The following is a 25575-nucleotide window of genomic DNA, read 5'->3' as shown; positions in this document are numbered from 1 at the left end:
CATCGTCACACCGACGAGGCCCCCGCTTCCGCGTCCCGGCCTCTGCGAATGCGGGACAATCACCGGCATGCGCATCCTCGTGGCGGGCTCGTCGGGGCTGATCGGAACGGCCTCGGTGGCATGGTTGCGAGCGCACGAGCACGAGGTGCGTCGCCTCGTCCGCCGTCCGCCGGCAGCGCCGGACGAATGGTTCTGGGACCCGCCGACGGGCCGGGTCGATCCCGCGGCGCTCGACCGCGTCGACGCCGTGGTGAATCTGTGCGGCTCGAGAATGGACGAGCGTCGCTGGTCCGGCGCGGTCAAGCAGGAACTGCGCGACAGCCGGATCGTCCCGACCGACGTCCTCGCCACCGCCGCCGCCTCCGCCGGGGTTCCGACGCTGGTCAATGCGGGCGCCGTCGGCGTCTACGGGAACACCGGCGAGGACGTGGTGGACGAACGCAGCCCCGCCGGGCGGGGGTTCGTCGCGGACCTGTGCCGCGACTGGGAGGCCGCCACCGCGCCCGCACGCGTCGCCGGGGTGCGCACGATCGTCCTCCGCGTCGGGATCGTTCTCAGCCCGCACGGCGGCATCCTGCGCCGCCTCCATCCGCTCTTCCGGCTCGGCCTCGGTTCCCGGCTCGGTGACGGCCGGCAGTACATGTCGTGGGTGGCGCTCGAGGACGTGGTGGCGGCGCTGGGCTTCGTCCTCGGCCGCGGCGATATCGCCGGTCCGGTCGACGTCACCGGCCCCGCTCCCGTGACCAACGCCCGGTTCACGGAGGCGCTGGCGCATTCGGTGCACCGCCCGGCGCCGTGGACGACGCCCGGATTCGTGGTCGGCGCGGTCGTCGGGGAGATGGCGCACGCCCTGGTGCTCACCGGGCAGCGCGCGTTGCCGGCGGTGCTCGAGTCGGCGGGCTTCGAGTTCCGGTATCCGACGATCGGAGCCGCCCTGGCACACGCGCTCGGAACCTGAAGCCACCTCTTCGCGACGGCTCCCCGACGGCGTAGGGTCGGGGACTATGAGCAGCGCATCTTCCTCCGCCCGTTTCGATTCCGAACCCGTCGCGGTGGCGCATCTGGGGCTGATCGGTTATCTGGAAGCGTGGGAGCGGCAACGGGAGATCGCCGCCGACCGGGCCGAGGGCCGCGGTGTCGACACCCTGCTGCTGCTCGAACATCCGCCCGTGTACACCGCCGGCAAGCGCACCGACCCGGAGGACCGCCCCACGGACGGCACGCCGGTGATCGACGTCGACCGCGGCGGCAAGATCACCTGGCACGGACCCGGACAGCTGGTGGGCTACCCGATCATCCGGCTCGGTGAACCCATCGACGTCGTCGGCTACGTGCGACGTCTCGAGCAGGCACTGATCGAGGTCTGTACCGACCTCGGGCTCACGTGCGGCCGCGTGGAGGGCCGCTCGGGGGTGTGGCTGCCGGCCGAGCTGCGCGACGGGCACTGGCTGCCCGAGCGCAAGGTCGCCGCGATCGGGGTGCGGGTGCAGCGCGGGGTGACGATGCACGGGTTCTCCCTCAACTGCGACGCCACCCTGGACGCGTTCGACTCGATCGTGCCGTGCGGCATCCGCGACGCGGGCGTCACCTCGCTCACCGGTGAGCTCGGCCGGGACGTCACCGTCGCCGAGGTGATGCCGGCGGTGACGGGGGCGGTGATCGACGCGCTCGACGGGCGCCTGCCGGTGACGGACCACGACATCGAACGGGTGACGTTCGAACAGGCTGTCGGTGCCGAGCCGCCGCAGACCCCGCGCCCGGAGTTCACCACGGTGCGGTACGGCTGAGCGGCGCCTCCGGGGGCCCGCCCCGGGGTGAGCCCGGTCCGTACCGTCGGGCGTAGGATCGGGTCCGTGACTGTGGCCCCAGAAGGACGCAAGCTGCTGCGGATCGAGACCCGAAACGCACAGACGCCGATCGAACGTAAGCCGAACTGGATCAGGACCCGGGCGAAGATGGGCCCGGAGTACTCCGAGCTGAAGGGACTGGTGCGGCGCGAAGGCCTGCACACGGTCTGCGAGGAGGCCGGTTGTCCCAACATCTACGAATGCTGGGAGGATCGGGAGGCGACGTTCCTCATCGGTGGCGAGCAGTGCACCCGTCGATGCGATTTCTGTCAGATCGACACCGGTAAGCCCGCCGAGCTCGACCGCGACGAGCCGCGCCGGGTCGCCGAGTCCGTGCAGGCCATGGGCCTGCGGTACTCCACGATCACCGGTGTCGCCCGCGACGACCTGCCCGACGGCGGTGCGTGGCTCTACGCCGAGACCGTGCGGCAGATCCACGAGCTCAACCCGGGCACCGGCGTCGAGAATCTCATCCCCGACTTCAACGGCAAGCCGGAGCTGCTCACCGAGGTCTTCGAATCACGTCCCGAGGTGCTCGCGCACAATGTCGAGACCGTGCCCCGGATCTTCAAGCGCATCCGCCCGGCGTTCCGCTACCAGCGGTCGCTGGACGTGATCACCGGGGCCCGCGAGTTCGGGCTGGTGACCAAGTCCAATCTGATCCTCGGCATGGGCGAGACGCCGGAGGAGGTCACCGAGGCGCTGCACGACCTGCACGCCGCCGGCTGCGACATCGTCACCATCACCCAGTACCTGCGCCCGTCGCCGCGGCACCATCCCGTCGAGCGCTGGGTCAAGCCCGAGGAGTTCGTGGCGCACTCGAAGACCGCCGAGGAGATCGGATTCGCCGGCGTGATGGCCGGGCCGCTGGTCCGGTCGTCGTACCGCGCGGGGCGCCTGTACGCGCAGGCGATGGCACACCACGGCCGCGAGCTGCCCGCCGCACAGGCGCACCTGGCCGAGGGGGGCACGGCGGCCCAGGAAGCCAGCTCCGTGCTGGCGCGTCTGACCTCGTAGCCGCACCGGACCCGCGGTGGCGAGAAGGACACCGCGGGGAAAGTATCCTGGGTGCTATGGCGAGAGGCAGCAAACCCGACAAGGAAGCGAAGGCCGCAGCGAAGGCCGCGCGCAAGCAGGCGTCGAAGGAGCGGCGAACCCAGCTCTGGCAGGCGTTCCAGCTGCAGCGCAAGGAAGACAAGCTGCTGCTGCCGTGGATGATCGGTGCGATCGTCGTCTCCACCCTGGTGTTCTTCCTGATCGGGCTGATCTTCGGTATCGAGTGGTTCCTTCTGCCGGTCGGCCTGCTCGTGGGCGTGCTGCTCGCGTTCGTCATCTTCGGTCGCCGGGTGCAGAAGACGGTGTACGGCAAGGCCGAGGGCCAGGCCGGTGCGGCGGCGTGGGCGCTGGACAACCTGCAGGGCTCCTGGCGCGTCACGCATGCGGTGGCCGGCACCACGCAACTCGACGCCGTGCACCGCGTCATCGGCCGCCCGGGCGTGATCCTGGTGGCCGAGGGAGCCCCGCAGCGCGTGAAAGCCCTTCTCGCACAGGAGAAGAAGCGAGTCGCGCGCCTCGTGGGCGACACGCCGATCTACGACATCGTGGTCGGCAACGACGAGGGTCAGGTCCCGCTGTCACAGCTGCAGAAGCACCTGTCGAAACTGCCGCGCAACATCGACACCAAGCGGATGGACGCGATCGAGGGCCGGCTGGCCGCCCTGAGCACGAAGAAGTCCGGCGCCGCGCTCCCGAAGGGTCCGATGCCCGCCGGTGCGAAGATGCGCAGCGTGCAGCGCACCATGCGCCGGCGCTGAGGTCCGTCCCGACGACGGGAGCCTGCACCTACCCGGTGCAGGCTCCCGTTCGACGTTTCGGGGACGGACGCGTCAGCGGGACCGCACGAGCGCCGTGCCGGTCGCCCGGTCCTGCAGGCCGCGGCCGTCGACGTCGGTGACGACGGCCGGCGCGATGAACACGAGCAGCAGCTGCCGCGCCAGGGCGCGAATCAGTCCCACCCGCACCGGCGCGTCGACCCGGGCGACCTGCAGGCCGACCAGATACTGGCCCGGCGTGAACGAGAACAGCGTCACCGTGAGCACCCCGACCACGAACCACACGAGCAGGGTGTAGGTGGACAGCTGGGGATTCTCGAAGGGCCGCTCCCCCACGATCGCGGTTGCGATGCCGACGGAGGTGAGCCAGTCGATCGCCAGCGCGCTCGCGCGCCGGCCGGTACCGGCGAGCGCACCGCGCCCGCTCGCGGGTAGTCCGAGCAGCTGCCCGCGGTAGTCCTGGGCCTTATCCTGCCCCTTGGGGATCGCCGCAGCGGGTCCGGAGAGCCAGCTGCCGGTCATGCGTGCCATGGTGTCCAGGATAGGGTGCAACGGACGGACCGGCCCGACCCACGTGCCCGCCGGTGACTTCTACCACAAATGCAGTCCTCACGACACCGGAAGACGAGCTGTAACATCGGTGAAACATGGGATTGATGGTCGGGCAACACCAGCTCAATACGGTCTGTATCCGACGCAGACGCCCCATCCCCATGGCGCGCATTGACTGAAGGAGCACAAGCGTGGCGTTCACCTCGGCCGAAGAGGTCATCAAGTACATCGAGGACGAAAACGTCGAGTACGTCGATGTCCGGTTCAGCGACCTCCCCGGCATCCAGCAGCACTTCTCGATCCCCGCGGCTGCGTTCACCAAGGACGTGTTCGAGGACGGCCTGGCGTTCGACGGTTCCTCCGTCCGCGGCTTCCAGTCCATCCACGAGTCGGACATGATGCTGCTGCCGGACGTGACCACCGCGCGCATCGACCCCTTCCGCGCCGCCAAGACGCTCAACGTCAACTTCTTCGTCCACGACCCGTTCACTCGCGAGTCCTACAGCCGCGACCCGCGCAACGTCGCCCGTAAGGCCGAGGAGTACCTGGCCAGCACCGGCATCGCCGACACCGCGTTCTTCGGTGCCGAGGCCGAGTTCTACATCTTCGACTCGATCCGCTACGACTCGCAGATGAACGGCGCGTTCTACGAGATCGACTCGGTCTCCGGCGCGTGGAACACCGGCGTCGAGGCCAACGCCGACGGCTCGCCGAACCTCGGCTACAAGGTCCGCCCCAAGGGCGGCTACTTCCCCGTCGCGCCGTACGACCACTATGTGGACCTGCGCGACGAGATCTCCACCAACCTGCAGAACGCCGGCTTCGAACTCGAGCGCGGCCACCACGAGGTCGGTACCGCCGGTCAGGCCGAGATCAACTACAAGTTCAACACCCTGCTCGGCGCGGCCGACGACCTGCAGCTGTTCAAGTACATCGTCAAGAACACCGCGTGGAAGCACGGCAAGTCGGTGACCTTCATGCCGAAGCCGCTGTTCGGCGACAACGGCTCGGGCATGCACGTGCACCAGTCGCTGTGGAAGGAAGGCAAGCCGCTGTTCCACGACGAGGCCGGTTACGCGGGCCTGTCGGACCTCGCGCGCTGGTACATCGGCGGCATCCTGCACCACGCGCCGTCGCTGCTGGCGTTCACCAACCCCACGATCAACTCGTACCACCGCCTCGTGCCCGGCTACGAGGCCCCGATCAACCTGGTCTACAGCCAGCGCAACCGCTCCGCCGCGGTCCGCATCCCGATCACCGGCAACAACCCGAAGGCCAAGCGCCTCGAGTTCCGCGCGCCGGACGCCTCGGGCAACCCGTACCTGTCGTTCGCGGCGCAGATGCTCGCCGGTCTGGACGGCATCAAGAACAAGATCGAGCCGATGGCGCCGGTCGACAAGGACCTCTACGAGCTCCCGCCGGAGGAGGCCCGGAACATCCCGCAGGCCCCGACCAGCCTCGCGACCGTGATCGACAACCTCGAGCGCGACCACGAGTACCTCACCGAGGGCGGCGTGTTCACCTCCGACCTGATCGAGACCTGGATCTCGCTCAAGCGCGAGCAGGAGATCGCCCCGGTCAACCTGCGGCCGCACCCGTACGAGTTCCAGCTGTACTACGACTGCTGAGTCGATTCCGCACGTCGTTCGTCACGAGTCCACCCGCCTTGCGTTCCGCGAGGCGGGTGGACTCGTGTCTGCGGCCCCTCGTACCTGCGGGGTACGCGGATCCGCTATGCGGCAGGCGCCCGCGCGTGGGCGGGCGTGGTGTCGCTCGTGCCCTGCGGCACGGTGAGCGTGGCGGCCACGCACAGTGCCGCGACGACGAAGCACGCCAGCGCGTACCACAGGTTGCCCACCGGGTCGCCGGTGCTCGTCACGCCGTCGACGGCACGGAAGAACTCCGGCAGCGCGGTGACCCACAGGAACGCCATGACGACGAGATACACCACGCTGTAGACCTGGACGAATCGGTTCGTGTACGCGGGAACCGCCGGCTCGCCCCGTCGCAGGCACACCCAGCGGCGAACGAGCACCACGACCCCGACGACGGTGACGACGGCCAGTTCCACCGCGTAGACCACCGCCCGGACCGTGGTACTGCCCATGCCCAGGACGGTCGCCGGGAGCGGGAGAACGAACGTGCCCAGTGACGCCAGCAGGCCGATCACGACGGTGCGCCACACCAGCTCGAGACCGGAGAAGTGTCGGCCGCGGTCGACGTGGCGACCGACGAAGAACTGCACGCACAGCGCCAGCGACATCGGCCAGAGCGCGGCGAACACCACCACGCTCGGGAGCGGGACCGCATCGAACAGGGGTTGGTTGATCGGATTCGTCACCGCCCAGTGCCACCAGCGCACCTGGGGTCCGAGATGGTCGAAGATCTCGTAGAACGCGTGGTGCACGAATCCCACGCACACGGCCCCGACGAGAACTCCGTGGCGGCGGAACACCCCCAGCATTCTGACGATCTCGAACGCCAGCGTGGCCATCAGCGGGTAGATCGCGACGATGTACAGCGGGAGCCGGCCCCACAGGAATTCCACGGTGAACACGTTGTGGGCGAACATCGTGTCCACGTGCTCCTCGATGCCGAAGGCAGCCGGGAAGTACAGCGGAGGTTCGATGACGAACAGGTAGGCGGTGGCACCGAACCAGAGCACCAGAGTGGTGGGGTCGCCGTGGCGGCGCAGGCGCACGACGGCGAGCACGAGCGCGAGCACCGCGCCGAGCACGATGGTGACCTCGAGAACGGGCAGGGTCCAGTTCTCCAGGGCCGAGGGGTTGCGGACCTCGACGAGGCCACCGGCCTCCTGGCACGAGAAGCCCAGGGACGCGGCGAGTTCGGCGAAGGTGGGTGAGCACAGGTCGGTCATCGAGGCGGCTCCCTACGATGCGACCGCGTCGGCGGTGTACCAGCGCGTGACGTCGTAGCCGTCCTCGTAGCGCCGGAACCACACGTCCGCGAGTGCCGGCAACTTCTCGTGGGTCGGATCGTGCTTCGGCAACTGGCTGCGCACCACTCCCGCCAGCGCGACGAGTTGCTCGGCGAGCGGCAGATCGTCGAAGGCGCGTGGCATCGGGCCGTGGTCCTGCGCGCGCAGGAGGGGCAACCACCTGCGCAGGCGCTGGGCGCGCCGGTACGACGCGAACATCGACAGCGCGTCGATCCTGCGATCCTCCAACGGAACATGGTCGTTGAAGCCCTGGCAGGCGAGCCGGATGACGTGCAGCACATGACGGAAGACCGAGGGGGCCACGCGCATCCGGTAGATGTCGGAGCCGACGACGGAGTCGAAGACGACGAGCGCCGAACTCCGGTGTTCGACCTCCTCGACGAAGTGCCAGATGAACAGCGACGCCACCCGGTCGTCGCCGGGCCGGAACAGGGTGGCCTCGTTGTCGAGCATCAACTTGAACACCGGCGTGAAGGTTGCTTCGAGATCTGCGGTGTAGGCGAGCCGGTAGTTCAGCGACGTCTGTGCGGTGAGCCGGTCGAATTCCCCGATGACGGCGTCGAGGGTTTCCCGGAGCCCGGGGTACCGCACGATCAGGGCCTTGACATGCTGCCGGTGTGCGGTCGAGTGCTGGCCTTCCTGACGCATGAACGCGTCCGCCTCCGCGGCGACGTCGGGGTCGGTGATCAGCGGCTTGGCTTGGAGGATCATCTTCACGATCATCTTCTCGAAGCCGATCGCCAGGAACGAGACCGCGTTCGCCATGCTCGAGAAGGCCGGGTTCTCCTCGTTCCACAGGAACGGCACGTCGTCTTCCTCGAACGCGAAGTTCATTTTTCGGATCTGCAGGTCGGTCACGGGCGTTGCACCTCGTCTTGCGGGAATGGGCTGGTCCGGCGGCCCCGCGACGGCTCCGAAGCCCCGGCGCAGCGATCATACATATAACGCAGCCTACGTATGATGAGAACGCGTTACACGGTCGGTGGCGCGGGCGAGGATCCGCCCCCGTGCTACCGTCGGTCGTTCGAGCGGACGGTCGACAGGACCCCGCCGAGGGGGATCCGCCGGTCCCGATGCGGCCCGATCCGAGGAAGCGAGCAGTGGCACGACGACGCGGTTGGGGCGGCAGCCCCCCGGAGAACGACGACGAAGCGTCTCGCCGAATCGTTTCCGCCGCAGTCGATCTGATCGGCCGGACGGGTTCCGTCATCAGCCTGGCCGAGGTCGCGGAATCGCTGGGTGTCATCCGCCAGACGGTCTACCGCTACTTCCCCAGCGCGGATGCGCTGATGCGGGCCGCGGCGATCGCGTCGGTCGACGGATTCCTCGATCGCCTCGCCCGGCACATCGACGGCCTCGCGGACCCCGTGGACGCGATGACGGAAGGCGTCGTCTACACCCTCTCCGAGGTTCGGCGCACGCCACATCTGGGCCTCCTGCTCACCGGCACGTATTCGAACGTCCGTCCCGACGGCCTCACGTCCGACGAGGCGCAGGAATTCGGGATGACGATGATCGAGCGCTTCGACGTCGATTGGGCGCGCTACGGATACGACGAGGTGGCCCTGCGCGAGCTCGTCGAGTACGTGCTGCGCACGATGCAGTCCTTCTTCGTCTCCCCCGACGATCCCCCGCGGAGCGACGACGACCTGCGGCGATACCTCCGACGCTGGATGGGACCCGCGATCCTCGCACAGCGCGACCTCCCCCGCTGACGACCGCGACCAGGTGACGGGATCCGCCCGGCCGGGCGGGCCCCGGGGTGGCCGCCGGGGCGTCGACCCGTCGCACGGTCGCGGCCCCGCAGCGGTCGCCGCGGGGCCGGGTCCGTGGGCCGCGCTACACCGGCTGGGGCTCGCGGGCGGCGTGCGAGGCCTCGGCCCGCCGGGCCGCCTCGGCCCGGAGTCGCTGCCCGAGCACCGACGTGCGGCGGCCGTAGACGGCGTAGACCACCACGCCCAGGGCCATCCAGGCCCCGAACCGCAGCCACGTCTCGACGGACAGGTTGAGCATCAGCCAGCCGCACGCGAGGACCGCGAGAATCGGCACCAGGGGCACGAGCGGAACCCGGAACCCACGCGGCAGGTCGGGGCGGGTGCGGCGGAGCACCATCACACCGATGCACACCAGCACGAAGGCGAACAGGGTGCCGATGTTGACCATCTCCTCGAGCACACCCATCGGGAACACCGCGGCGAGGACGGCAACGATGCTGCCGACCAGCAGGGTGATGCGTACCGGGGTGCCCTTGCGGCCCGTCGTGGCCAGCCGCCGCGGCATCAGCCCGTCCCGGGACATCGCGAACAGCACGCGGGTCTGGCCGAGCATCATCACCATCACGACGGTGGTGAGGCCGGCGAGGCCGCCGATGTTGATCGCCGTCTGCGCCCACGTGATGCCGTGAGCCTCGAACGCGGTGGCCAGGGTGGCACTGCCGTCGCCGACGAGTGCGCTGCCCGTCCGCAGGTCGGTGTACTTCACCATGCCGGTCAGCACCAGCGTCACGCCGACGTAGAGGACCGTGACGATGGCGAGCGAGGCGAAGATGCCGCGCGGCAGCGACTTCTGCGGGTTCTTCGTCTCCTCCGCGGTGGTGGCGACCACGTCGAAGCCGATGAAGGCGAAGAACACCAGGCTCGCGGCGGCGAGCAGGCCGTACCACCCGTAACTGCTGCCGTCGGCCCCGGTGAGCGCCGAGAACAGCGACTGGTGCACGCCGCTCGCGGTGCCCTGCGCGCCCTCCGCCGGCGGAATGTAGGGCGAGTAGTTGCTCTTGTCGATGTAGAAGACGCCGACCGCGATGACCAGCACGACGACGGCGACCTTGACGGCGGTGACGACGGCCGACACACGCGAGGACATCTTGGTGCCGACGGCGAGCACGACCGTGATCGCGCCGACGATGAGCAACGCGCCCCAGTCGACCGCGAGCGGCCCGAGGTGCATCGTGGTGTGTGCGGTGCCGCCGAGCATGCCGCCGAGATACAGCGACCAGCCCTTGGCGACGACGGCGGAGGCGAGCGCGAACTCGAGGATGAGGTCCCAGCCGATGATCCAGGCGGCGAACTCACCGAAGGTCGCGTACGAGAAGGTGTAGGCGCTTCCGGCGACGGGGACGGTCGACGCGAACTCCGCGTAGCACAGGGCCGCGAGGCCGCACGTGATCGCGGCGAGCACGAAGGCCAGCGAGATCGACGGGCCCGCGACGTTGCCCGCGGTGCGCGCGGTGAGGGTGAAGATGCCGGCGCCGATCACCACGGCGACGCCGAATACGGTCAGGTCCTTGGCGGTCAGCTGCCGCCGCAACCGCGAACCGGGTTCGTCGGTGTCCGCGATGGACTGTTCGACGGACTTGGTGCGCCAGATGCCGACTCCGGGCATGGTGTGCTCCTCGGGATGGGATGGGGGCCCGCCGGACCTCGTGGGCGACCGGGGGCACGGCCCTCATGGGCGACGCATTGTGGTGCCGCAGAGAGGGATTGCGTGAGCAATTCAGTGCAGCAATCATGGCACTGTCACTTTTCGTGTCAACATCTTCGGCAACAGCTACGCACGATGCTCAAATGTGACGCCCATCACAACTGAAAGGATGTCACCGTGCTCAGTTTCGATCGGCTCGACGCGGCTCTCCTCGCCGAGCTCACCCACAACCCGCGAGCCGGCATAGTCGATCTGGCAGCGAAGCTCGGCGTCGCCCGCAACACCGTCCAGTCGCGGATCCGGAAGCTCGAGGAGTCGGGCGCCGTGACGGGATATCGCCCGGTGGTCGATCTGCCGAAGCTCGGCCTGCCGCTGCAGGCGTTCATCGGCGCGGAACTCGTGCAGGCGCGGATGGGGCACGTCATCGCGGAGCTCGAACGATTCCCCGAAGTACTCGAGGTGCACGCGACGACGGGCCGGGAGGACTTGCTGATCCGGATGGCGGCACAGTCGCAGGAGGACCTGCTCCTGCAACTCGAACGCATCCACGCGATCGAGGGCGTCGCCCACACCACCACCACGCTGGCCCTGACGACGCCCGTGGCGTACCGGACGCAGCCCCTGCTCGAACATCTCACCCGCGACTCCGGGCACGGGCGCTCCGTGCCGACGAGCGACCGTCGCTGAGGGACGTGGCCGTTCGGCCCACCGGCGCTCGGGGACAACCGCTTCCGGGTCGCGCCCGCACCCGGTGCACGAGCGAGAGGGGAGGCACCGTGGTGCCTCCCCTGTTCGCCGTGCGACCGGCCGGGACGGTACGCCGCCCGCGTCCGTCAGGCCGCGTCGATGCGCTGCTCGGCGAGCCGGTTCGCCGCCGCGCCGGGCCCGATGCCCAGGGTTCGCGACATCGCGAAGATCTCGGCGGTGCGGTCGAAGATTGCGTCCACCCTGGACCGGACGACGCTCGGGTCGGAGCCGTCGACCTCACCGGCGACCTGGATCAGGCCGCCGGCGTTGGCGACATAGTCCGGCACCCAGGTGATGCCCCGGTCGCGGAGCAGATCCTCGACCTCGGGGCGGGCGAGCTGATTGTTCGCGGCACCGCACACCAGCCGCGCCCCGAGCGCGCTGCCGGTCGACGTGGTGAGCGTCCCACCGAGCGCACACGGTGCGTACACGTCCACCGGGGCGTCGACCACGCTGCTCGCGATGCGGACGGGGAAGTCGGCGGCCACCCGGGCCACGGCCCCGGGGTTCACGTCGGCGACCATCACGTCGGCCCCGTCGGCGACGAGCAGCCGCACCAGCTCGTAGCCCACCTTCCCGAGCCCCTCGACACCGACGGTGCGTCCGTCCAGAGATGCTGTGCCCCAGACATGTTCGGCGCCGGCCCGCATCGCACGGAACACTCCGAGCGCGGTGAGCGGCGAGCTGTCCCCGGATCCGCCGGCTGCGGTGGTGCGTCCGACCGCGTGCCGGGTGTGCCGGCCGACGACGTCCAGATCACCGGCGGCGGTGCCGACGTCGGCGGCCGTGACGTAGCGACCGCCGAGGGACTCGACGAACCGCCCGTACGCGGCGAGCAGCGCGTCGCTCTTGTCCGTGACCGGGTCACCGAGGATGACGGCCTTGCCGCCGCCGAGGTTCACCCCGGCGACCGCGGCCTTGTAGGTCATGCCCCACGACAGGCGCAGCACGTCCTCGAGCGCGGTGGCCTCGTCGGCGTAGGGGTAGAAACGGGTGCCGCCGAGGGCGGGGCCGAGCGCGGTGGAGTGGATCGCGACGATCGCGCGCAGGCCGGTGGCGGCGTCCTGACAGAAGACGACCTGCTCGTGCGGGCGGTCGGACAGGCGACGGGAACGGTCGAAGACTCCGGCCGGCGCGTGGTCGAGAAGGGTGGCGGTCACGAGTGGATTCCTTTCGGACAGAGACGATTCGGTGACGTCAAAAGGCGGTGACATCGGAAGACGGTGACATCGGAAGGCGGTGACATCGGAAGGCGGTGGCATCAGAAGTCGGTGTCGATGCCCAGGCCGGCGAGGCGTGTGCGGTACTGCTCGACGGAGCGCAGCTTGACGTCCTCGTAGCCGCGGACCGCGTCCGCCAGCTCCGCGACCTGCACCGCACGGTCGTAGTTCTCGATGTCCAATTCGGCAGCGAGACGGTCGATCGTCGCGGTGTAGTGCTCGAGCAGGGCGCGTTCGACCCTGCGGACGTGGGCGTACCCGAACGGATCGAGCCGGGTGCCGCGCAGCCGGCGGCCCTTGGCCAGCACCCGCAGCGCCACGTGCGACTTCGGACCGAACCCGACCTTCTTCGTGCGACCGAGTGCGCGCAGCACGGGCGGGTGCAGCCGATAGGTCAGTTGCGCTCCGCCGGGCACCTGGGACTGCACCTCGTCGAGGAAGGCGGGGTCGACGAGCATCCGCGCGACCTCGTACTCGTCCTTGTAGGCGGTGAACTTGAACAGTCCGCGCGCGACGGCCGCGCTGAAGTCCGTGCGCGCGGTGACGCGGCGTTCGGCCTCCCACACCGCCTGCACCCGCTCGATGTACCGGGCGGCGAGACGGTCACCCTGGAAGTCGATCAGTGACGCGGCGCGCACCCGCACGAGTCGCAGCACCTCGCCGTCGAAGGTGGTGCCGGCCAGCAGGTGTTCCGGTACGACGGTGGCTCTCCGCTCGGGCCGCGCCGGTTCGGTCGCGGCCGCGAACGCGTCCGGGTCGGCGACCGCCACCCGCCCCCACCGGAACGCCGCGATGTTCGCCGCGACCGCCACGCCGTTGATCTCGATCGCTTCCTCGACGGCCGCGGCGGGGATCTGCAGTCCGCCGAGCTGGTGGGCGGCGCCGACGACGAGGAAGTTCGCGGCGGAGGTGTCACCGAAGAGTGCCTGCGCGGCGGCGAGGGCGTCGAACGAGGCCAGCCGACGGGTCACCGCGTCCAGCCGCGCGAGCAGCTGCTGCTCGTCCGGGTGCCGGATCGACCTGTCGTACACCATGTCCCCGGTGGGGGTGCGGCTCGTCGAGGCGACCGCGACGGTCGAGTGCGGGTCGGCGTAGGCAAGGTTCTTCGCATCCGCCGCGGTCAGCAGGTCCAGCGCCAGCAGGCACGACGCGCCGCCGGTGGTCACCCGGTTCCCCGGTGCGAGGCCGTCGGCGGCGAACCGCAGGTGCGAGACCACCGGGCCCGCCTTCTGGCTCATGCCGATCTGGTCCAGGGACTCGACGTCGAAGCCCGCGCGCAGCGCGGCGGTCGCGAGCACCTGGTTGACGGTGACGATGCCGGTGCCGCCGATGCCGGCGAGGAAGACGTTGCGGGTGCCCTCCGGGGTGTCGACGTCGACGTCGGGCACGGCCGGCGGCGTCGGGACGCTGCGGCGCCGAGCCTTCCGGCCGGGCGACGCCTCGACCGTCACGAACGACGGGCAGTCCCCGTCGAGGCACGAGTAGTCGGTGTTGCAGGAGGTCTGGTCGATTCGGGTCTTCGACCCGAACTCGGTGTCGACCGGCTGCACCGACAGGCAGTTGCTCTTGACGCCGCAGTCGCCGCAGCCCTCGCACACCGCCTCGTTGATCACCACCCGGGTGGTGCGGGCGGGCAGGGTCCCGCGCTTGCGTTGCCGGCGCGCGTCGGCCGCGCAGTGCTGGTCGTAGATGAGCACGGTGACGCCGGGGACCTCGCGCAGCACGCGCTGTGCTTCGTCGAGCCGGTCGCGGTGCCAGACCTGCACGCCGCGGGCGAGGGAGCGCTTGCGGTGCCGCTTCGGGTCGTCGGAGCAGACGATGATCCTGCGCACGCCCTCGGTGGCGAGTTTGCGGGTGAGCGCAGGAACGGTCAGTGCGCCCTCGGCGTCCTGCGCGCCGGTCATGGCGACGACGTCGTTGTAGAGCAGCTTGAAGGTGATGTTCACCCCGGCCGCGACGCACGCCTGCACGGCGAGCTGACCGGAGTGGAAGTACGTTCCGTCGCCGAGATTCTGGAACATGTGGCCGATGTCGGTGAACGGTGCCTGCCCGATCCACTGCGCGCCCTCGCCACCCATCTGGGTCAGGCCGGTGACGGCGCTGTCGGCGCGGCCGGACATGGTGACGAGTGCGTGACAGCCGATGCCGCCGCCGCCGATCGAGCCGTCCGGCAGGGCCGTGGAGCGGTTGTGCGGGCAGCCGCTGCAGAAGTACGGGGCGCGCTTGGCAGACAGCACCTCCAGCGGCAACTGGGGCAACGGCGCAGGTCCGAGGTCGACGTGTCCGCGCAGCACCCGGCGCAGCGGACCGCGGATCCGTCCGGCGGTGAGCTCGCCGTCGACGGGCATCAGCGGCCGGCCGTCGGCGTCCTTCTTGCCGACGATGCGCGGCGGATGGTCGGTGCCGTAGAGGATCTCCCGGATCTGGGTTTCGACGAACGCGGTCTTGTCCTCGACGACGACGAGCTGGTCGAGACCGGAAGCGAATTCGCGTACCAGGTCGGGACCGATCGGGTACGGCATTCCGATGCGCAGCAGCCGGATGCCGGCGCGGTGCAGGTCGGCGTCGGTCACCCCGAGATCGAGCAGGGCCTGTCGCAGCGCGTCGAACGTGGTACCGGTGGCGGCGAGTCCGATCCGGGCGTGCGGGGGGGCGACCTCGACGACGTCCAGGCCGTTGGCCTTCCCGTACGCGTGCACCATCGCCCAGCGCGGCCCGTACAGGTCCGCCTCGGCGATCACGCTGTCGCCCGGGGCCGCCATCGGGCGCTGCTGGTACACGAACGGCCTTCCCTCCCATTCGATCTCGGGAACGGTGATGCGCAGGTCCGCAACCGAACCGTCGACGGACCACGCGCCGTCGGCGACGTCTGCGACGACCTTGAGAGCGACGAGGCAGCCGGACGCGCGCGACAGCGCGACTCCGTGCAGGCCCATCGTGACGATCTCGGCGGCGTTGCGCGGAAACAGGACCGGGATCCCGAGGGCGGCGAGGGACCGTTCGCTCACCGCGGGCACGGTCGACGACTTCGACGCCGGGTCGTCGCCGACCATCAGCAGGACACCGCCGTTCGGGTCCACGCCGTACATGTTCGCGTGCCGCAGCGCGTCGGTGGCCCGGTCCAGGCCGGGCCCCTTGCCGTACCAGACGCCGACCACGCCGTCGTGGGTGGGCGTGCCCGCCCCCAGCTGGCCCTGACTGCCCCATACGGAGGTTGCGGCGAGTTCCTCGTTGAATCCGGGCACGAAGGTGATGTCGTGCTCGGCGAGGACCTTCGGCATGCCGTGCAGCAGCTTGTCGAGCCCGCCGAGCGGGCTGCCGGGATACCCGGAGACGAATGTGGCCACGCGGCGGCCGTCGCGGATGTCGCGCACGTGCTGTTCGACGAGTTGGCGGGCGATCGCCTGGACACCGGTGAGGAGCACCGTGCCCGAGCCGGAGCGGTACCGGTCGTCCAGATCGTAGGGAGAACGCTCGATTTCGCGGACCACGGTTTCGGTCATCGCACTGTTCCTTTGCTGCGACAGGTGCTGCGCACGTCGCTCGAGTCACATCAACTGGTTCAGCAATGATCGACACAGCTGATTGAATCAGTCAACAGACAACTTTTCAGCGGATCATTCTGTTCAGTTGTGACGTGCGACACATCGGGCAGATGGTCACGGTGATCAGCCGTCGGCGCCTCGCCCGGCGCGCGCTCCCGCCGACCGATCCGGTACGGGCTCCGCCGTCCGGTTCCGACCGACGGACTGCGGGCCGCACGCAGCGGCCCGTTCCGGCAGGTCCGCCAGTTCTGCCGGATTTGTCAGAAGCCGGGAGTACCCTGAAGTGGCGCCGGCCGGTTCCGGGTCGGGGCGCCTTGGGGAACTGCTGATGAACGTCTGCGCACCCCGCCGTGCCGGGGCACCGTCGTCCACGGCCGGACCACGGTCCGCGCCGCGGGGGCGCTCGCCGCCCGGATCCACCGCCGGATCGCGCCGATAGACCACATCTGACGGACGCCGCCCCCGCCACCACCGGCGGCACGGATGTCCCCCACCGGATTCACTCCATCGCGACATCGTTCCCGAAAGGACGTTGTCATGCGCACCACCCTCCCGGCCGCGCTGTGCGCGGCCGCCGCCACCCTCCTTCTCGGTTCCGGCCTCGCCGCAGCGCAACCCGCGCCCGATGTCGTCGGCCTCAGCGAACAGCAGGCGATCGCCCTCCTGGACGCGGAAGGCATCCCCTACAGGATCACCAACCGCGCCGGGAATCTGTCCGGCGACTGCCGCGTCACCGAACAACGAGATCGCGGCTACCGCACCGAGGTCGACTACGTGTACGACCACGACGACGACGAGTTCGATCGCGTCGAACGACAGGTGTGGCTGGGCGTGGGTCTCGTCGTCGTCTGCCGCTGAGAGATCCGGAGTCGCCGAGCTACCTGCGCGGTTCGAAGATCTCGACCTGCGCGCGGGCACGGAGCGTGTCGGCGTCCACGGTGTAGAGGGCGTCGAGATAGGCCACGGCGAACGTGCCGGGGCCCGCGGCGGCCGCCTCGGCGATCTCCGCGGCGACGGCGACGTGCACGTGGGCCGCGGCGAGCCCGATCAACGGCGTCGGTGCGACGGCGAGGTATGCGGCGACGAGACCGCCGAGGGCACAACCCGTGGCCGTCACCTGCTGCAGCATCGCACTGCCGCCGCCGACCCGCACACCGATCACTGCCCCGCCGGCGTCCCGGCCGACGAGGTGATCGATTGCGCCCGAAGCCGATACGGCCTCGGCACGATCGAGCAGGGCCAGCGCCGCCGGGACCGCCGCCGCCGCGTCGGCGGAACTGTCGACGCCGCGGGTCCCGCCCCGCAGGCCCGCCAGGGCGATGATCTCGGAGGCGTTGCCGCGGATCGCCGTCGGCCGGTGCGCCAGCAGTTCGGCGGCGAGGTCGCTGCGCCACGGCAGACCCCCCACGCCCACCGGGTCGAGGACCCACGGGGTGCCGGCCTCGTGAGCGCTGCGGGCCGCGAGACGGAACGCCTCCGCGGTGGCATCGTCGGGGGTGCCGACGTTGATCAGGACGCCGTCGGCCGCCCGCGCGAATCCGCCGGCCTCGTGCACGTTGTCGATGTGCGCATTGCTCGCGCCCGCCGCCAGAAGCACGTTGGTCACGAAGTTCGCCGAGACCACGTTCGTCAGGGACTGCACCACCGGCGTCCGCGACCGCAGTTCCCCCAGCGCCCCGGCCACGGCGTCGACCGTCGGGACACGGCGCGAAGTCGTCACGAATCTCCCTTTCTCACATACGAATCGCGTGGGTGCGGCAGCTGGATCCGGGATCTCACGTCCCGAACACACGTTCCACGACTGCCCGCGCACGCCGGGTGACCCGCAGATAGTGGTCGAGAAACTCGGAGGCGTCACCCCCCGGCCAGCCGGCGACCTGCGCCACCGCCGAGAGCAGCTTCCCCGGACCGGGCAGCTGATCGGTCCGTTTGCCGCGCACCAGCACGAGCGCGTTGCGGGCGCGGGTGGCGGTGAGCCACGCGTCGCGCAGCAGTGCGACGTCCGCGCTGCTGAGCAGTTCGGCGGCACCGATCGCGTCGAGCGTCTCGAGCGTCGACGTGTTGTGCAGCGACTCGATGTTGTGAGCGTGCTGCAGCTGCAGCAGCTGCACGGTCCATTCGATGTCGGCCAGACCGCCGCGGCCCAGCTTGGTGTGCGTGGCGGGATCGGCGCCGCGCGGCAACCGTTCCGAGTCGACGCGAGCCTTCATCCGGCGGATCTCGCGCACCGCGTCGTCCGACACCCCGCCGGCCGGGTACCGGGTGGCGTCGATCATGTGCAGGAAGCGCAGCCCGAGGTCGGCGTCCCCGGCCACCGCGTCGGCCCGCAACAGTGCCTGCACCTCCCACGTCTGCGCCCACTGCGCGTAGTACGCCTGGTAGGACGCGAGGGTGCGCACCATCGGGCCGCTGCGCCCCTCGGGTCGCAGCCCGGTGTCGACCTCGAGCGGCGGATCCGTGCTCGGCGCACCGAGCAGGGCGCGCACCCGCTCGGCGACCTGGTTCGCCCACTTCACCGCGGCGGTCTCGTCGGCGCCGGCGGTCGGTTCGCACACGAACAGCACGTCGGCGTCGGATCCGTAGCCCAGCTCGCCACCGCCGAGGCGGCCCATGCCGATGACCGCGAGCCGTGCCGGAGCCGGCCCGTCCTCCAGCTCGGACGCCTTGATCACGGCGCTCAGGGCAGCCTCGAGCACGGCCGCCCACACGGCGGACAGCGCGCGGCACACCTGCGGTACGTCCAGCATTCCGAGAATGTCGGCGCTGGCGATACGGGCGAGTTCGGCCCGGCGCAACGACCGGGCCGCGTTGATGGCCCTGTCGGGGGTGCCGTAGCGGGCCGAGGAGGTGACGATGGCCTTGGCAACCTCCTCGGGCTGCGGTTCGAGGAGCCGGGGACCACCGGCGCCGTCCGCATAGAGCCGGACGACGTCCGGGGCCCGAACCAGCAGATTCGACACGTAGGCGGAGGAACCGAGCACGGTCATGAGCCGGTCCGCGACGGACGGCTCGTCGCGCAGCGTCCGCAGGAACCACACCCGGTCGACGAGCGCCTCCGACAGGCGGCGGTAGGCGAGCAGGCCGGCGTCGGGGTCGCTCGTCTCCCCCAGTGCCTCGAGCAGCTGGGGCAGCAGCAGCGCCTGGATGCGGGCCTTGCGCGAGGCGCCACCGGACAGCGCCGTCAGGTGGCCGAGGGCGTTCTCCGGTGCGCTGTAGCCGAGTGCGGCGAGCTGGCGGACCGCGGCGTCGGGCGACAGCCGCAGCGCCTCCTTGTCCACCCGGGCGACCGACTCGAGCAGCGGGCGGTAGAACAGCTTCGCGTGCAGTTTGCGTACCCGGGCCGCGTTGCGCTTGATCTCCGCCTCGAGCACGCCGAGCGCGTCGTGCCGGCCGTCGGGGCGCATGTGCGCGGCGCGAGCGAGCCAGCGCATCGCCTCCCGGTCCTCGGGGGGCGGCAGCGTGTGCGTGCGTTTGAGCCGTTGCAGCTGCAGCCGGTGCTCGAGCAACCGCAGGAACTCGTAGGAGGCCCGCAGGTTCGCGGCGTCGTCGCGCCCGACGTATCCCCCGTCGGCGAGGGCGGACAGCGCCTGCACCGTGTTCGGCACGCGGAGCGACTCGTCGGCGCGGCCGTGCACGAGCTGCAGCAGCTGGACCGCGAACTCGACGTCGCGCAGGCTGCCGCGGCCGAGCTTGAGTTCGCGCTCGCGCAGTTCGGCGGGCACGAGCTCCTCGACGCGCCGGCGCATCGCCTGCACCTCGGGCACGAACGCATCCCGCTCGGACGCCGTCCACACCATCGGACTGAGTGCCTCGACGTAGCGGCGACCGAGATCGAGGTCGCCGGTCATCGGCCGGGCCTTGAGCAGCGCCTGGAACTCCCAGGTCTTGGCCCAGCGCTGGTAGTACGCGACGTGCGAGTCCAGGGTGCGGACCAGTTCGCCGCGTTTGCCCTCGGGACGCAGCGCGGCGTCGACCTCGAAGAACGCCGAGGTGCCGATCCGCATCATCTCCCCGGCGATGCGGCTGGCGCGGGCATCGGACGGCTCGGCGACGAACACGACGTCGACGTCGCTGACATAGTTGAGCTCGCGGGCCCCGCACTTGCCCATCGCGATCACGGCCAGGTCGACGGGGCAGGGACCGTCCGTGACGACGTTGGCGACGGCCACCGCCAGGGCCGCCGTCAGGGCCGCATCGGCGAGATCCGCGAGCCGCTGGCCCACCTCGAGGTACGGCAGGACCGGTTCGTTCTCCACGACGGCGGCGAGATCGGCGGCCGCGAGCAGCGCCAACTGATCGCGGTAGCCGGTGCGCAGAGCCGCCACCGCGGCCGGACCGGTGATCTTCGCCCGGTAGATCAGACGGTTCTCGCCCGTCCCGGCCTCGGGCTCGGCGTCGACACAGCCGAGCATCCGCTCGGTGAGGGTTCGCCGGTCGGGCAGGTGCAGCGCCCCGGCGAGATCACGCCACCGCTCCGGGTGGGCGACGATGTGGTCGCCGAGGGCGGACGAGCCTCCGAACAGGCCGAACAGCCGCCCGCGCAGTCCCTTGTCGGTGCGCAGCGCGGCGACGAGTTCCGCCCAGCCATCCCCGAGCGCGTCGTGCAGGCGGGCCAGGGTCCGCAGCGCGAGGTCCGCGTCGGGTGCGCGCGAGAGCGCCCACAGCAGTTCGGTGCTCTCGGTGCCGGTCCAGCCGAGCTGCCGGAGCTCGTCCGGCGCGGTCGGAGCGAGCAGGCCGAGCCGCCCGGCGCTCGGTATCGCCGAGCGCGCCGCCGGCGGTCTCACCATGGTGGCGTCGTTCCGGCGCGGGACACTGCCGCCCGAGTGGGCACGGACCTCACCTCTTCGTCGTCGTCAACCGGCCGGTCCGCGGCGACTCCCCCGGGCGGCCGCGGCCGGCAAGGGGTTACAAGCCCAGATACTGATCCAGTTCGTACGGGGTGACCTGGCTGCGGTAGTTCTCCCACTCCGTCCACTTGTTGCGGAGGAAGAAGTTGAACACATGCTCCCCGAGTGCCTCGGCCACCAGTTCCGACTTCTCCATCTCCCGCAGGGCGATGTCGAGGTCGGTGGGCAGCTCGCGGTACCCCATCGCACGCCGTTCCGCGGAGGTCAGCGCCCACACGTCGTCCTCGGCCTCGGGCCCGAGCTCGTAGCCCTTCTCGATGCCGCGCAGGCCGGCGGCGAGCAGCACCGCGAACGTCAGGTACGGGTTGCAGGCCGAGTCGGGTGTGCGGATCTCGACCCGGCGCGACGACGCCTTGCTCGGCGTGTACATCGGCACCCGCACCAGGGCGGAACGGTTGGACGGGCCCCAGCACGCTGCGGTGGGCGCCTCGCCGCCGTGCACGATGCGCTTGTACGAGTTGACCCACTGGTTGGTCACGGCACTGATCTCGTTGGCGTGCTCGAGCACCCCGGCGATGAACGCCTTGCCGGTCGCCGAGAGCTGCAACGGATCGTCCGGATCGTGGAACGCGTTGTTCTCGCCCTCGAACAGGCTCATGTGGGTGTGCATGGCCGAGCCCGCGTGCTCGCGGAACGGCTTGGGCATGAACGTCGCGCGCACGCCCTCCGACATCGCGATCTCCTTGACCACGTAGCGGAAGGTCATCACGTTGTCGGCCATGGACAGCGCGTCGGCGTACCGCAGGTCGATCTCCTGCTGACCGGGTGCGGTCTCGTGGTGGCTGAACTCGACGGAGATGCCCATCGACTCGAGCGCGTCGATGGCGTGGCGGCGGAAGTTCGGGGCCGAGCGGTGCACCGACTGGTCGAAGTAGCCGCCGTCGTCGGCGGGCACCGGCAGCGCCCCCGGTTCACCGTTCTCGATGAGGAAGAACTCGATCTCGGGATGCACGTAGCAGCTGAAGCCCAGGTCGGACGCCTTGTTGAGCTGGCGACGCAGCACGTGTCGCGGGTCGGCCCAGCTGGGGGTGCCGTCGGGCATGGTGATGTCGCAGAACATGCGGGCCGAGTACTGCTGACCCTTGCCGTCGGCCCACGGCAGCACCTGGAAGGTCGAGGCGTCCGGGCGGGCGACCATGTCGGCCTCGGAGATGCGGGAGAAACCCTCGATGGCCGAGCCGTCGAACCCGATGCCCTCCTCGAAGGCTCCTTCGAGTTCGGCCGGGGCGATCGCCACCGACTTGAGGGTTCCGACGACGTCGGTGAACCACAAGCGCACGAACCGAATGTCGCGCTCTTCGAGGGTGCGGAGCACGAACTCCTTCTGGCGATCCATACGGCCGAGACTAGGCACAGTGCGTTAAATCCGTGTTACATCCGCGGGTTGTGGTTCCGGCGTGTCGCTCACATCGTCGGGTGGTCAGCACCGCAGGTCCGCGGCGGGCGCCTGCCCGGTCACGAAATAGCCGGTCACCGGGTCGTCGACGCAGTCCTCGCCGTCCAGGACGACGGTGTGCTGGGTACCCGTGAAGGTGACGAGCGTGCCACCGAGTTGCCGGGCCAGGTCCACCCCCGCCTGGTACGGCGTCGCGGGGTCCCCGGTGGTGGAGACGACGAGCACGGTCGGCAGGCCCGGCACGTCCGGGGTGTGCGGCGCACCGGTGGGCGGCACCGGCCAGAAGGCGCACAGATCCCGCGGCGCGGCGCCGCTCGCGCGGCCGTCGTCGAGGAACGGCGCCGCCTGCCGGTACAGCCGGTCGGCCTCGGCCGCGACGGCCGGGTCCGTCACCGGCGGATCGTCCACGCACCGGATCGCATTGAACGCGTCGGTGGCGTTGGTGTAGGTGCCGTCGTCGCCGCGTCCCTCGTACAGGTCCGCGAGCAGCAACAGCGTGTCGCCCCGGCCGTCGGTCAGCGCCGCGAGGCCCGCCCGCAGCGAACCCCACAGCCGCGGCGAGTACAGGCCCTGCTGCACCCCGGTGACCGCGTCCCGGTGGCTCAGACCCCGCGGATCCGTGGTGTCCGCGGGCGCCGCGATCAACGGATCCACGAGAGCGCGGAACTTCTCCACCGCCGCAGCCGGGTCGGTGCCGAGCGCACAGTCGTCGTAGCGGGCGCAGTCCGCCGCGAACGCGTCGAACGCGGTCTGGAAGCCGGCCGCCTGCAGCAGGACCTCGTCGAGGGGATCCTGCTCGGGATCGAGCGCACCGTCGAGCACCATCGTCCGCACCCGGTCGGGGAAGGTCTCCGCATAGAGCGTGCCGATCCGGGTGCCGTACGAGAAGCCGAGGTAATTGAGTCTCTCGTCGCCGAGGACGGAACGGAGCACGTCCATGTCGCGCACCACTTCGCGGGTGCCCACGTGGGCGAGCAGGTCGGTGCCGGTGCGTTGCGCGCAGGCCTCGGCGTAGTCGCGGTGCCGCTGCTCCGTGCGCGCGATGCCCTCGGGACTCATGTCGCCGTCGTCGAACGCGCGGTCGGCGTCCGCCTCGGCGTCGGTGCGGCAGCGCACCGCGGGCTCGGAGGCGCCGATGCCGCGGGGATCGAAGCCGATCACGTCGAAACGGTCGGTCAGCTCGGTGCCGTCGGCGACGGTGGCCAGCCCGAGCCCGGACGCACCCGGTCCGCCGGGGTTGACGAGCAGCGAGCCGATCCGCTGCCCCGACGCGGGCGAACGCGAGATCGCCACGGTGATCGTCTCCCCGCCCGGGTCGTCGTAGTCCAGCGGCACCGTGATCCGCGCACACTGCACGCCGCGCGGCAGCGAGCCGGCGTCGGCGCCGTAGTCCCGGCAGGACTCCCACTGCACCTGCTGTCCGTAGAACTGCTCGAGGCCGGCCGGGGCGCCGAGCGGCGCCGTCCGCGGCGGCGCGGTCTCGGTCGTGGTGCTGCATCCGGCGGCGAGCAGCGCCACGGCGGTCACCGCGACGGCGCGGAGTGGAAGGGACGACACCCAGCGATGGTGCCACGGGAGGTACCGCAGCCGGCTCGGTGGTTCGGGACTGGTACCGCGGCCGGCTCGGTGGTTCGGGACCGGTCCTGCGGCCGCGACCGGCGGATGTGACCAATCGCACCGCCGGTGCCGCTACTGCCCGGATGACGCCGGTGGCAGACTGAGACCGTCATCACCCAACCCGGGGACCCGCACGGGCCTCGAGGCAGAAAGGGACCTCTGATGTCCGAATCCACGACTGCCCTCTACGGCGGCTCGACTCCGTCCGACGCTCCTCGCCGCAAGACGCGGGTCCATCACCTGCAGGCCATGAAGGCCGAGGGCCGGCGCTGGGCCGAGCTGACGGCGTACGACTACTCGAGCGCCCGCATCTTCGAGGAGGCCGGCATCCCGGTGCTGCTCGTGGGCGACTCCGCCGCGAACGTCGTCTACGGCTACGACACGACCGTGCCGGTCACGGTCGACGAGATGCTCCCCCTCGTACGCGGCGTGGTGCGCGGCGCCCCGCACGCACTGGTGATCGCCGACCTGCCGTTCGGCACCTACGAGGCATCGCCGGAGCAGGCCCTCGCCACCGCCATCCGCTTCATGAAGGAAGGCGGCGCCCACGCCGTCAAGCTCGAGGGCGGCGAGCGGGTCGCCGCGCAGATCGCCGCGATCACCGCCGCCGGCATCCCCGTCCAGGCGCACGTCGGTTTCACCCCGCAGTCGGTCAACAGCCTCGGCGGTTTCCGGGTGCAGGGCCGCGGCGACGGCGCCGAACAGCTCGTCGCCGACGCCATCGCCGTGCAGGAGGCCGGGGCCTTCTCCGTGGTCATGGAGATGGTGCCCGCCGACATCGCCGGTCAGGTCACCCGCAAGCTGACCATCCCCACGGTCGGGATCGGTGCCGGAAACGAGTGCGACGCCCAGGTCCTCGTGTGGCAGGACATGGCCGGATACACCAGCGGCAGGACCGCGAAGTTCGTCAAGAAGTTCGGCAGCGTGGGCGACGAACTGCGCCGCGCGGCCGCCGAATATGCTGCAGAGGTGGCGGCCGGGACGTTCCCCGGTCCCGAGCATTCCTTCTGATCCGGCAGGGCGAGGGAACCTGCGGCCGGTCCGGCCGCAGGTTCCCTCGCCCGTAGGCCCGGGCCGTACCGACCCACGAGGTGCACCGCAGATGATTCGTCCCCGTCGCACACTGCTCGCCGTTGCCGTCGCCGGTGCGACGATCGCCGGCCTGGCCGGGTGCGCGTCCGGCGGCCAGCCCGCCCCCAGCGGCTCGAGTTCCGTGTCGGCGCAGCCGACGACGGACGCGACGTCGGAGCCGAGCACGCTTCCGGGTGGAGTCACGGAGCCCCAGGCCGCCGAGCTGTGCTCGCAGATGGAGGCCCAGCTGCAGAGCTGGCGCACCTACACCCCGTCCATGAGCAAGCCCGGTCTGAACCTGCTGGTCGGCGAGTGGGCCGCCCGCAACGGCATCGACATGCTGGCGCTCGCCCGGGACCGTGACCGGGTCGACGCGATCGCCTCCGCCCAGTGCCCCGAGGTGCGCGGCGAGGCACTCGAGGCGCTGCAGATCCCGACCCTCGCGTCCGCCCTGGTCGGCTT

20 protein-coding genes are annotated in these 25575 nt (G+C 70.5%); 10 read left to right on the top strand and 10 right to left on the bottom strand.

Features of this window, described 5'->3' with window-relative positions:
- Positions 1 to 67 precede the first annotated feature (67 nt).
- The 4 genes from OEY_RS0113180 (at position 68) to OEY_RS0113165 (ending at position 3661) form a co-directional block, all read left to right on the top strand.
- Positions 68 to 958, top strand: a complete 891-nt coding sequence (locus OEY_RS0113180; RefSeq protein ID WP_010594328.1) for a TIGR01777 family oxidoreductase — start codon at positions 68 to 70, stop codon at positions 956 to 958.
- 46 nt (positions 959 to 1004) lie between these two features.
- Positions 1005 to 1787, top strand: coding sequence for a lipoyl(octanoyl) transferase LipB (gene lipB, locus OEY_RS0113175; protein ID WP_010594327.1), 783 nt, complete (start codon positions 1005 to 1007; stop codon positions 1785 to 1787).
- Between the two features lie 66 nt (positions 1788 to 1853).
- Positions 1854 to 2864 carry a lipoyl synthase gene (lipA, locus tag OEY_RS0113170; protein ID WP_010594326.1) on the top strand — a complete coding sequence of 337 codons (1011 nt, stop codon included), beginning with the start codon at positions 1854 to 1856 and terminating at the stop codon, positions 2862 to 2864.
- A 56-nt stretch (positions 2865 to 2920) separates the two neighbouring features.
- Complete coding sequence (locus OEY_RS0113165) at positions 2921 to 3661, top strand: DUF4191 domain-containing protein (protein ID WP_010594325.1); 741 nt, start codon at positions 2921 to 2923, stop codon at positions 3659 to 3661.
- A gap of 72 nt (positions 3662 to 3733) precedes the next feature.
- On the opposite strand, the gene OEY_RS0113160 is transcribed toward OEY_RS0113165, so the two are convergent.
- Complete coding sequence (locus OEY_RS0113160; protein WP_026137663.1) at positions 3734 to 4210, bottom strand: RDD family protein; 477 nt, start codon at positions 4208 to 4210, stop codon at positions 3734 to 3736.
- Between the two features lie 212 nt (positions 4211 to 4422).
- Here OEY_RS0113160 and glnA point away from each other — a divergent pair, with 212 nt between their 5' ends.
- Positions 4423 to 5859, top strand: a complete 1437-nt coding sequence (gene glnA / locus OEY_RS0113155; protein WP_010594323.1) for a type I glutamate--ammonia ligase — start codon at positions 4423 to 4425, stop codon at positions 5857 to 5859.
- A gap of 104 nt (positions 5860 to 5963) precedes the next feature.
- On the opposite strand, the gene OEY_RS0113150 is transcribed toward glnA, so the two are convergent.
- Both OEY_RS0113150 and OEY_RS0113145 read right to left on the bottom strand, forming a co-directional pair.
- A complete protein-coding gene (locus tag OEY_RS0113150) occupies positions 5964 to 7109 on the bottom strand; it encodes a hypothetical protein (protein WP_010594322.1) in 1146 nt (381 codons plus the stop codon).
- A 12-nt stretch (positions 7110 to 7121) separates the two neighbouring features.
- The gene (locus OEY_RS0113145; RefSeq protein WP_010594321.1) at positions 7122 to 8048 is read right to left on the bottom strand and encodes a metal-dependent hydrolase; all 927 of its coding nucleotides are present in this window, start codon (positions 8046 to 8048) and stop codon (positions 7122 to 7124) included.
- 242 nt (positions 8049 to 8290) lie between these two features.
- Here OEY_RS0113145 and OEY_RS0113140 point away from each other — a divergent pair, with 242 nt between their 5' ends.
- Complete coding sequence (locus OEY_RS0113140) at positions 8291 to 8905, top strand: TetR/AcrR family transcriptional regulator (protein ID WP_010594320.1); 615 nt, start codon at positions 8291 to 8293, stop codon at positions 8903 to 8905.
- Between the two features lie 124 nt (positions 8906 to 9029).
- On the opposite strand, the gene OEY_RS0113135 is transcribed toward OEY_RS0113140, so the two are convergent.
- Positions 9030 to 10571 (bottom strand): amino acid permease, encoded by a 1542-nt coding sequence (locus OEY_RS0113135; protein WP_010594319.1) that lies wholly within the window; start codon positions 10569 to 10571, stop codon positions 9030 to 9032.
- Between the two features lie 216 nt (positions 10572 to 10787).
- On the opposite strand from OEY_RS0113135, the gene OEY_RS0113130 reads away from it, so the two are divergent.
- Complete coding sequence (locus OEY_RS0113130; RefSeq protein WP_010594318.1) at positions 10788 to 11297, top strand: Lrp/AsnC family transcriptional regulator; 510 nt, start codon at positions 10788 to 10790, stop codon at positions 11295 to 11297.
- 146 nt (positions 11298 to 11443) lie between these two features.
- Here OEY_RS0113130 and OEY_RS0113125 read toward each other — a convergent pair whose 3' ends face one another.
- Both OEY_RS0113125 and OEY_RS0113120 read right to left on the bottom strand, forming a co-directional pair.
- Complete coding sequence (locus OEY_RS0113125) at positions 11444 to 12517, bottom strand: Leu/Phe/Val dehydrogenase (protein WP_010594317.1); 1074 nt, start codon at positions 12515 to 12517, stop codon at positions 11444 to 11446.
- 101 nt (positions 12518 to 12618) lie between these two features.
- Positions 12619 to 16080, bottom strand: a complete 3462-nt coding sequence (locus tag OEY_RS0113120; RefSeq protein ID WP_010594316.1) for an indolepyruvate ferredoxin oxidoreductase family protein — start codon at positions 16078 to 16080, stop codon at positions 12619 to 12621.
- A 579-nt stretch (positions 16081 to 16659) separates the two neighbouring features.
- Between OEY_RS0113120 and OEY_RS0113115 the strand changes: the two genes are divergently transcribed.
- Entirely contained in the window at positions 16660 to 16980 is a 321-nt protein-coding gene (locus OEY_RS0113115) for a PASTA domain-containing protein (RefSeq protein WP_010594315.1), read from the top strand.
- Positions 16981 to 16999: 19 nt separating this feature from the next.
- On the opposite strand, the gene thiM is transcribed toward OEY_RS0113115, so the two are convergent.
- The 4 genes from thiM to OEY_RS0113095 form a co-directional block, all read right to left on the bottom strand.
- Complete coding sequence (thiM, locus tag OEY_RS0113110; protein ID WP_010594314.1) at positions 17000 to 17842, bottom strand: hydroxyethylthiazole kinase; 843 nt, start codon at positions 17840 to 17842, stop codon at positions 17000 to 17002.
- Between the two features lie 55 nt (positions 17843 to 17897).
- A complete protein-coding gene (locus OEY_RS0113105; protein WP_010594313.1) occupies positions 17898 to 20909 on the bottom strand; it encodes a bifunctional [glutamine synthetase] adenylyltransferase/[glutamine synthetase]-adenylyl-L-tyrosine phosphorylase in 3012 nt (1003 codons plus the stop codon).
- A 118-nt stretch (positions 20910 to 21027) separates the two neighbouring features.
- A complete protein-coding gene (locus OEY_RS0113100) occupies positions 21028 to 22365 on the bottom strand; it encodes a glutamine synthetase family protein (protein ID WP_010594312.1) in 1338 nt (445 codons plus the stop codon).
- Between the two features lie 84 nt (positions 22366 to 22449).
- Complete coding sequence (locus OEY_RS0113095) at positions 22450 to 23982, bottom strand: alpha/beta hydrolase (protein ID WP_029540028.1); 1533 nt, start codon at positions 23980 to 23982, stop codon at positions 22450 to 22452.
- A gap of 222 nt (positions 23983 to 24204) precedes the next feature.
- Between OEY_RS0113095 and panB the strand changes: the two genes are divergently transcribed.
- Positions 24205 to 25053: a 3-methyl-2-oxobutanoate hydroxymethyltransferase gene (gene panB, locus OEY_RS0113090; RefSeq protein ID WP_010594310.1), complete on the top strand. Its 849-nt coding sequence runs from the start codon at positions 24205 to 24207 to the stop codon at positions 25051 to 25053.
- 91 nt (positions 25054 to 25144) lie between these two features.
- A partial coding sequence (locus OEY_RS28425) for a lipoprotein (RefSeq protein ID WP_010594309.1) occupies positions 25145 to 25575 on the top strand: 431 nt, incomplete at its 3' end.

This window comes from Rhodococcus sp. P14, assembly GCF_000256505.1.
Lineage (GTDB): Bacteria > Actinomycetota > Actinomycetes > Mycobacteriales > Mycobacteriaceae > Rhodococcus > Rhodococcus ruber.
This window is presented reverse-complemented; position numbering and strand designations above follow the sequence as displayed.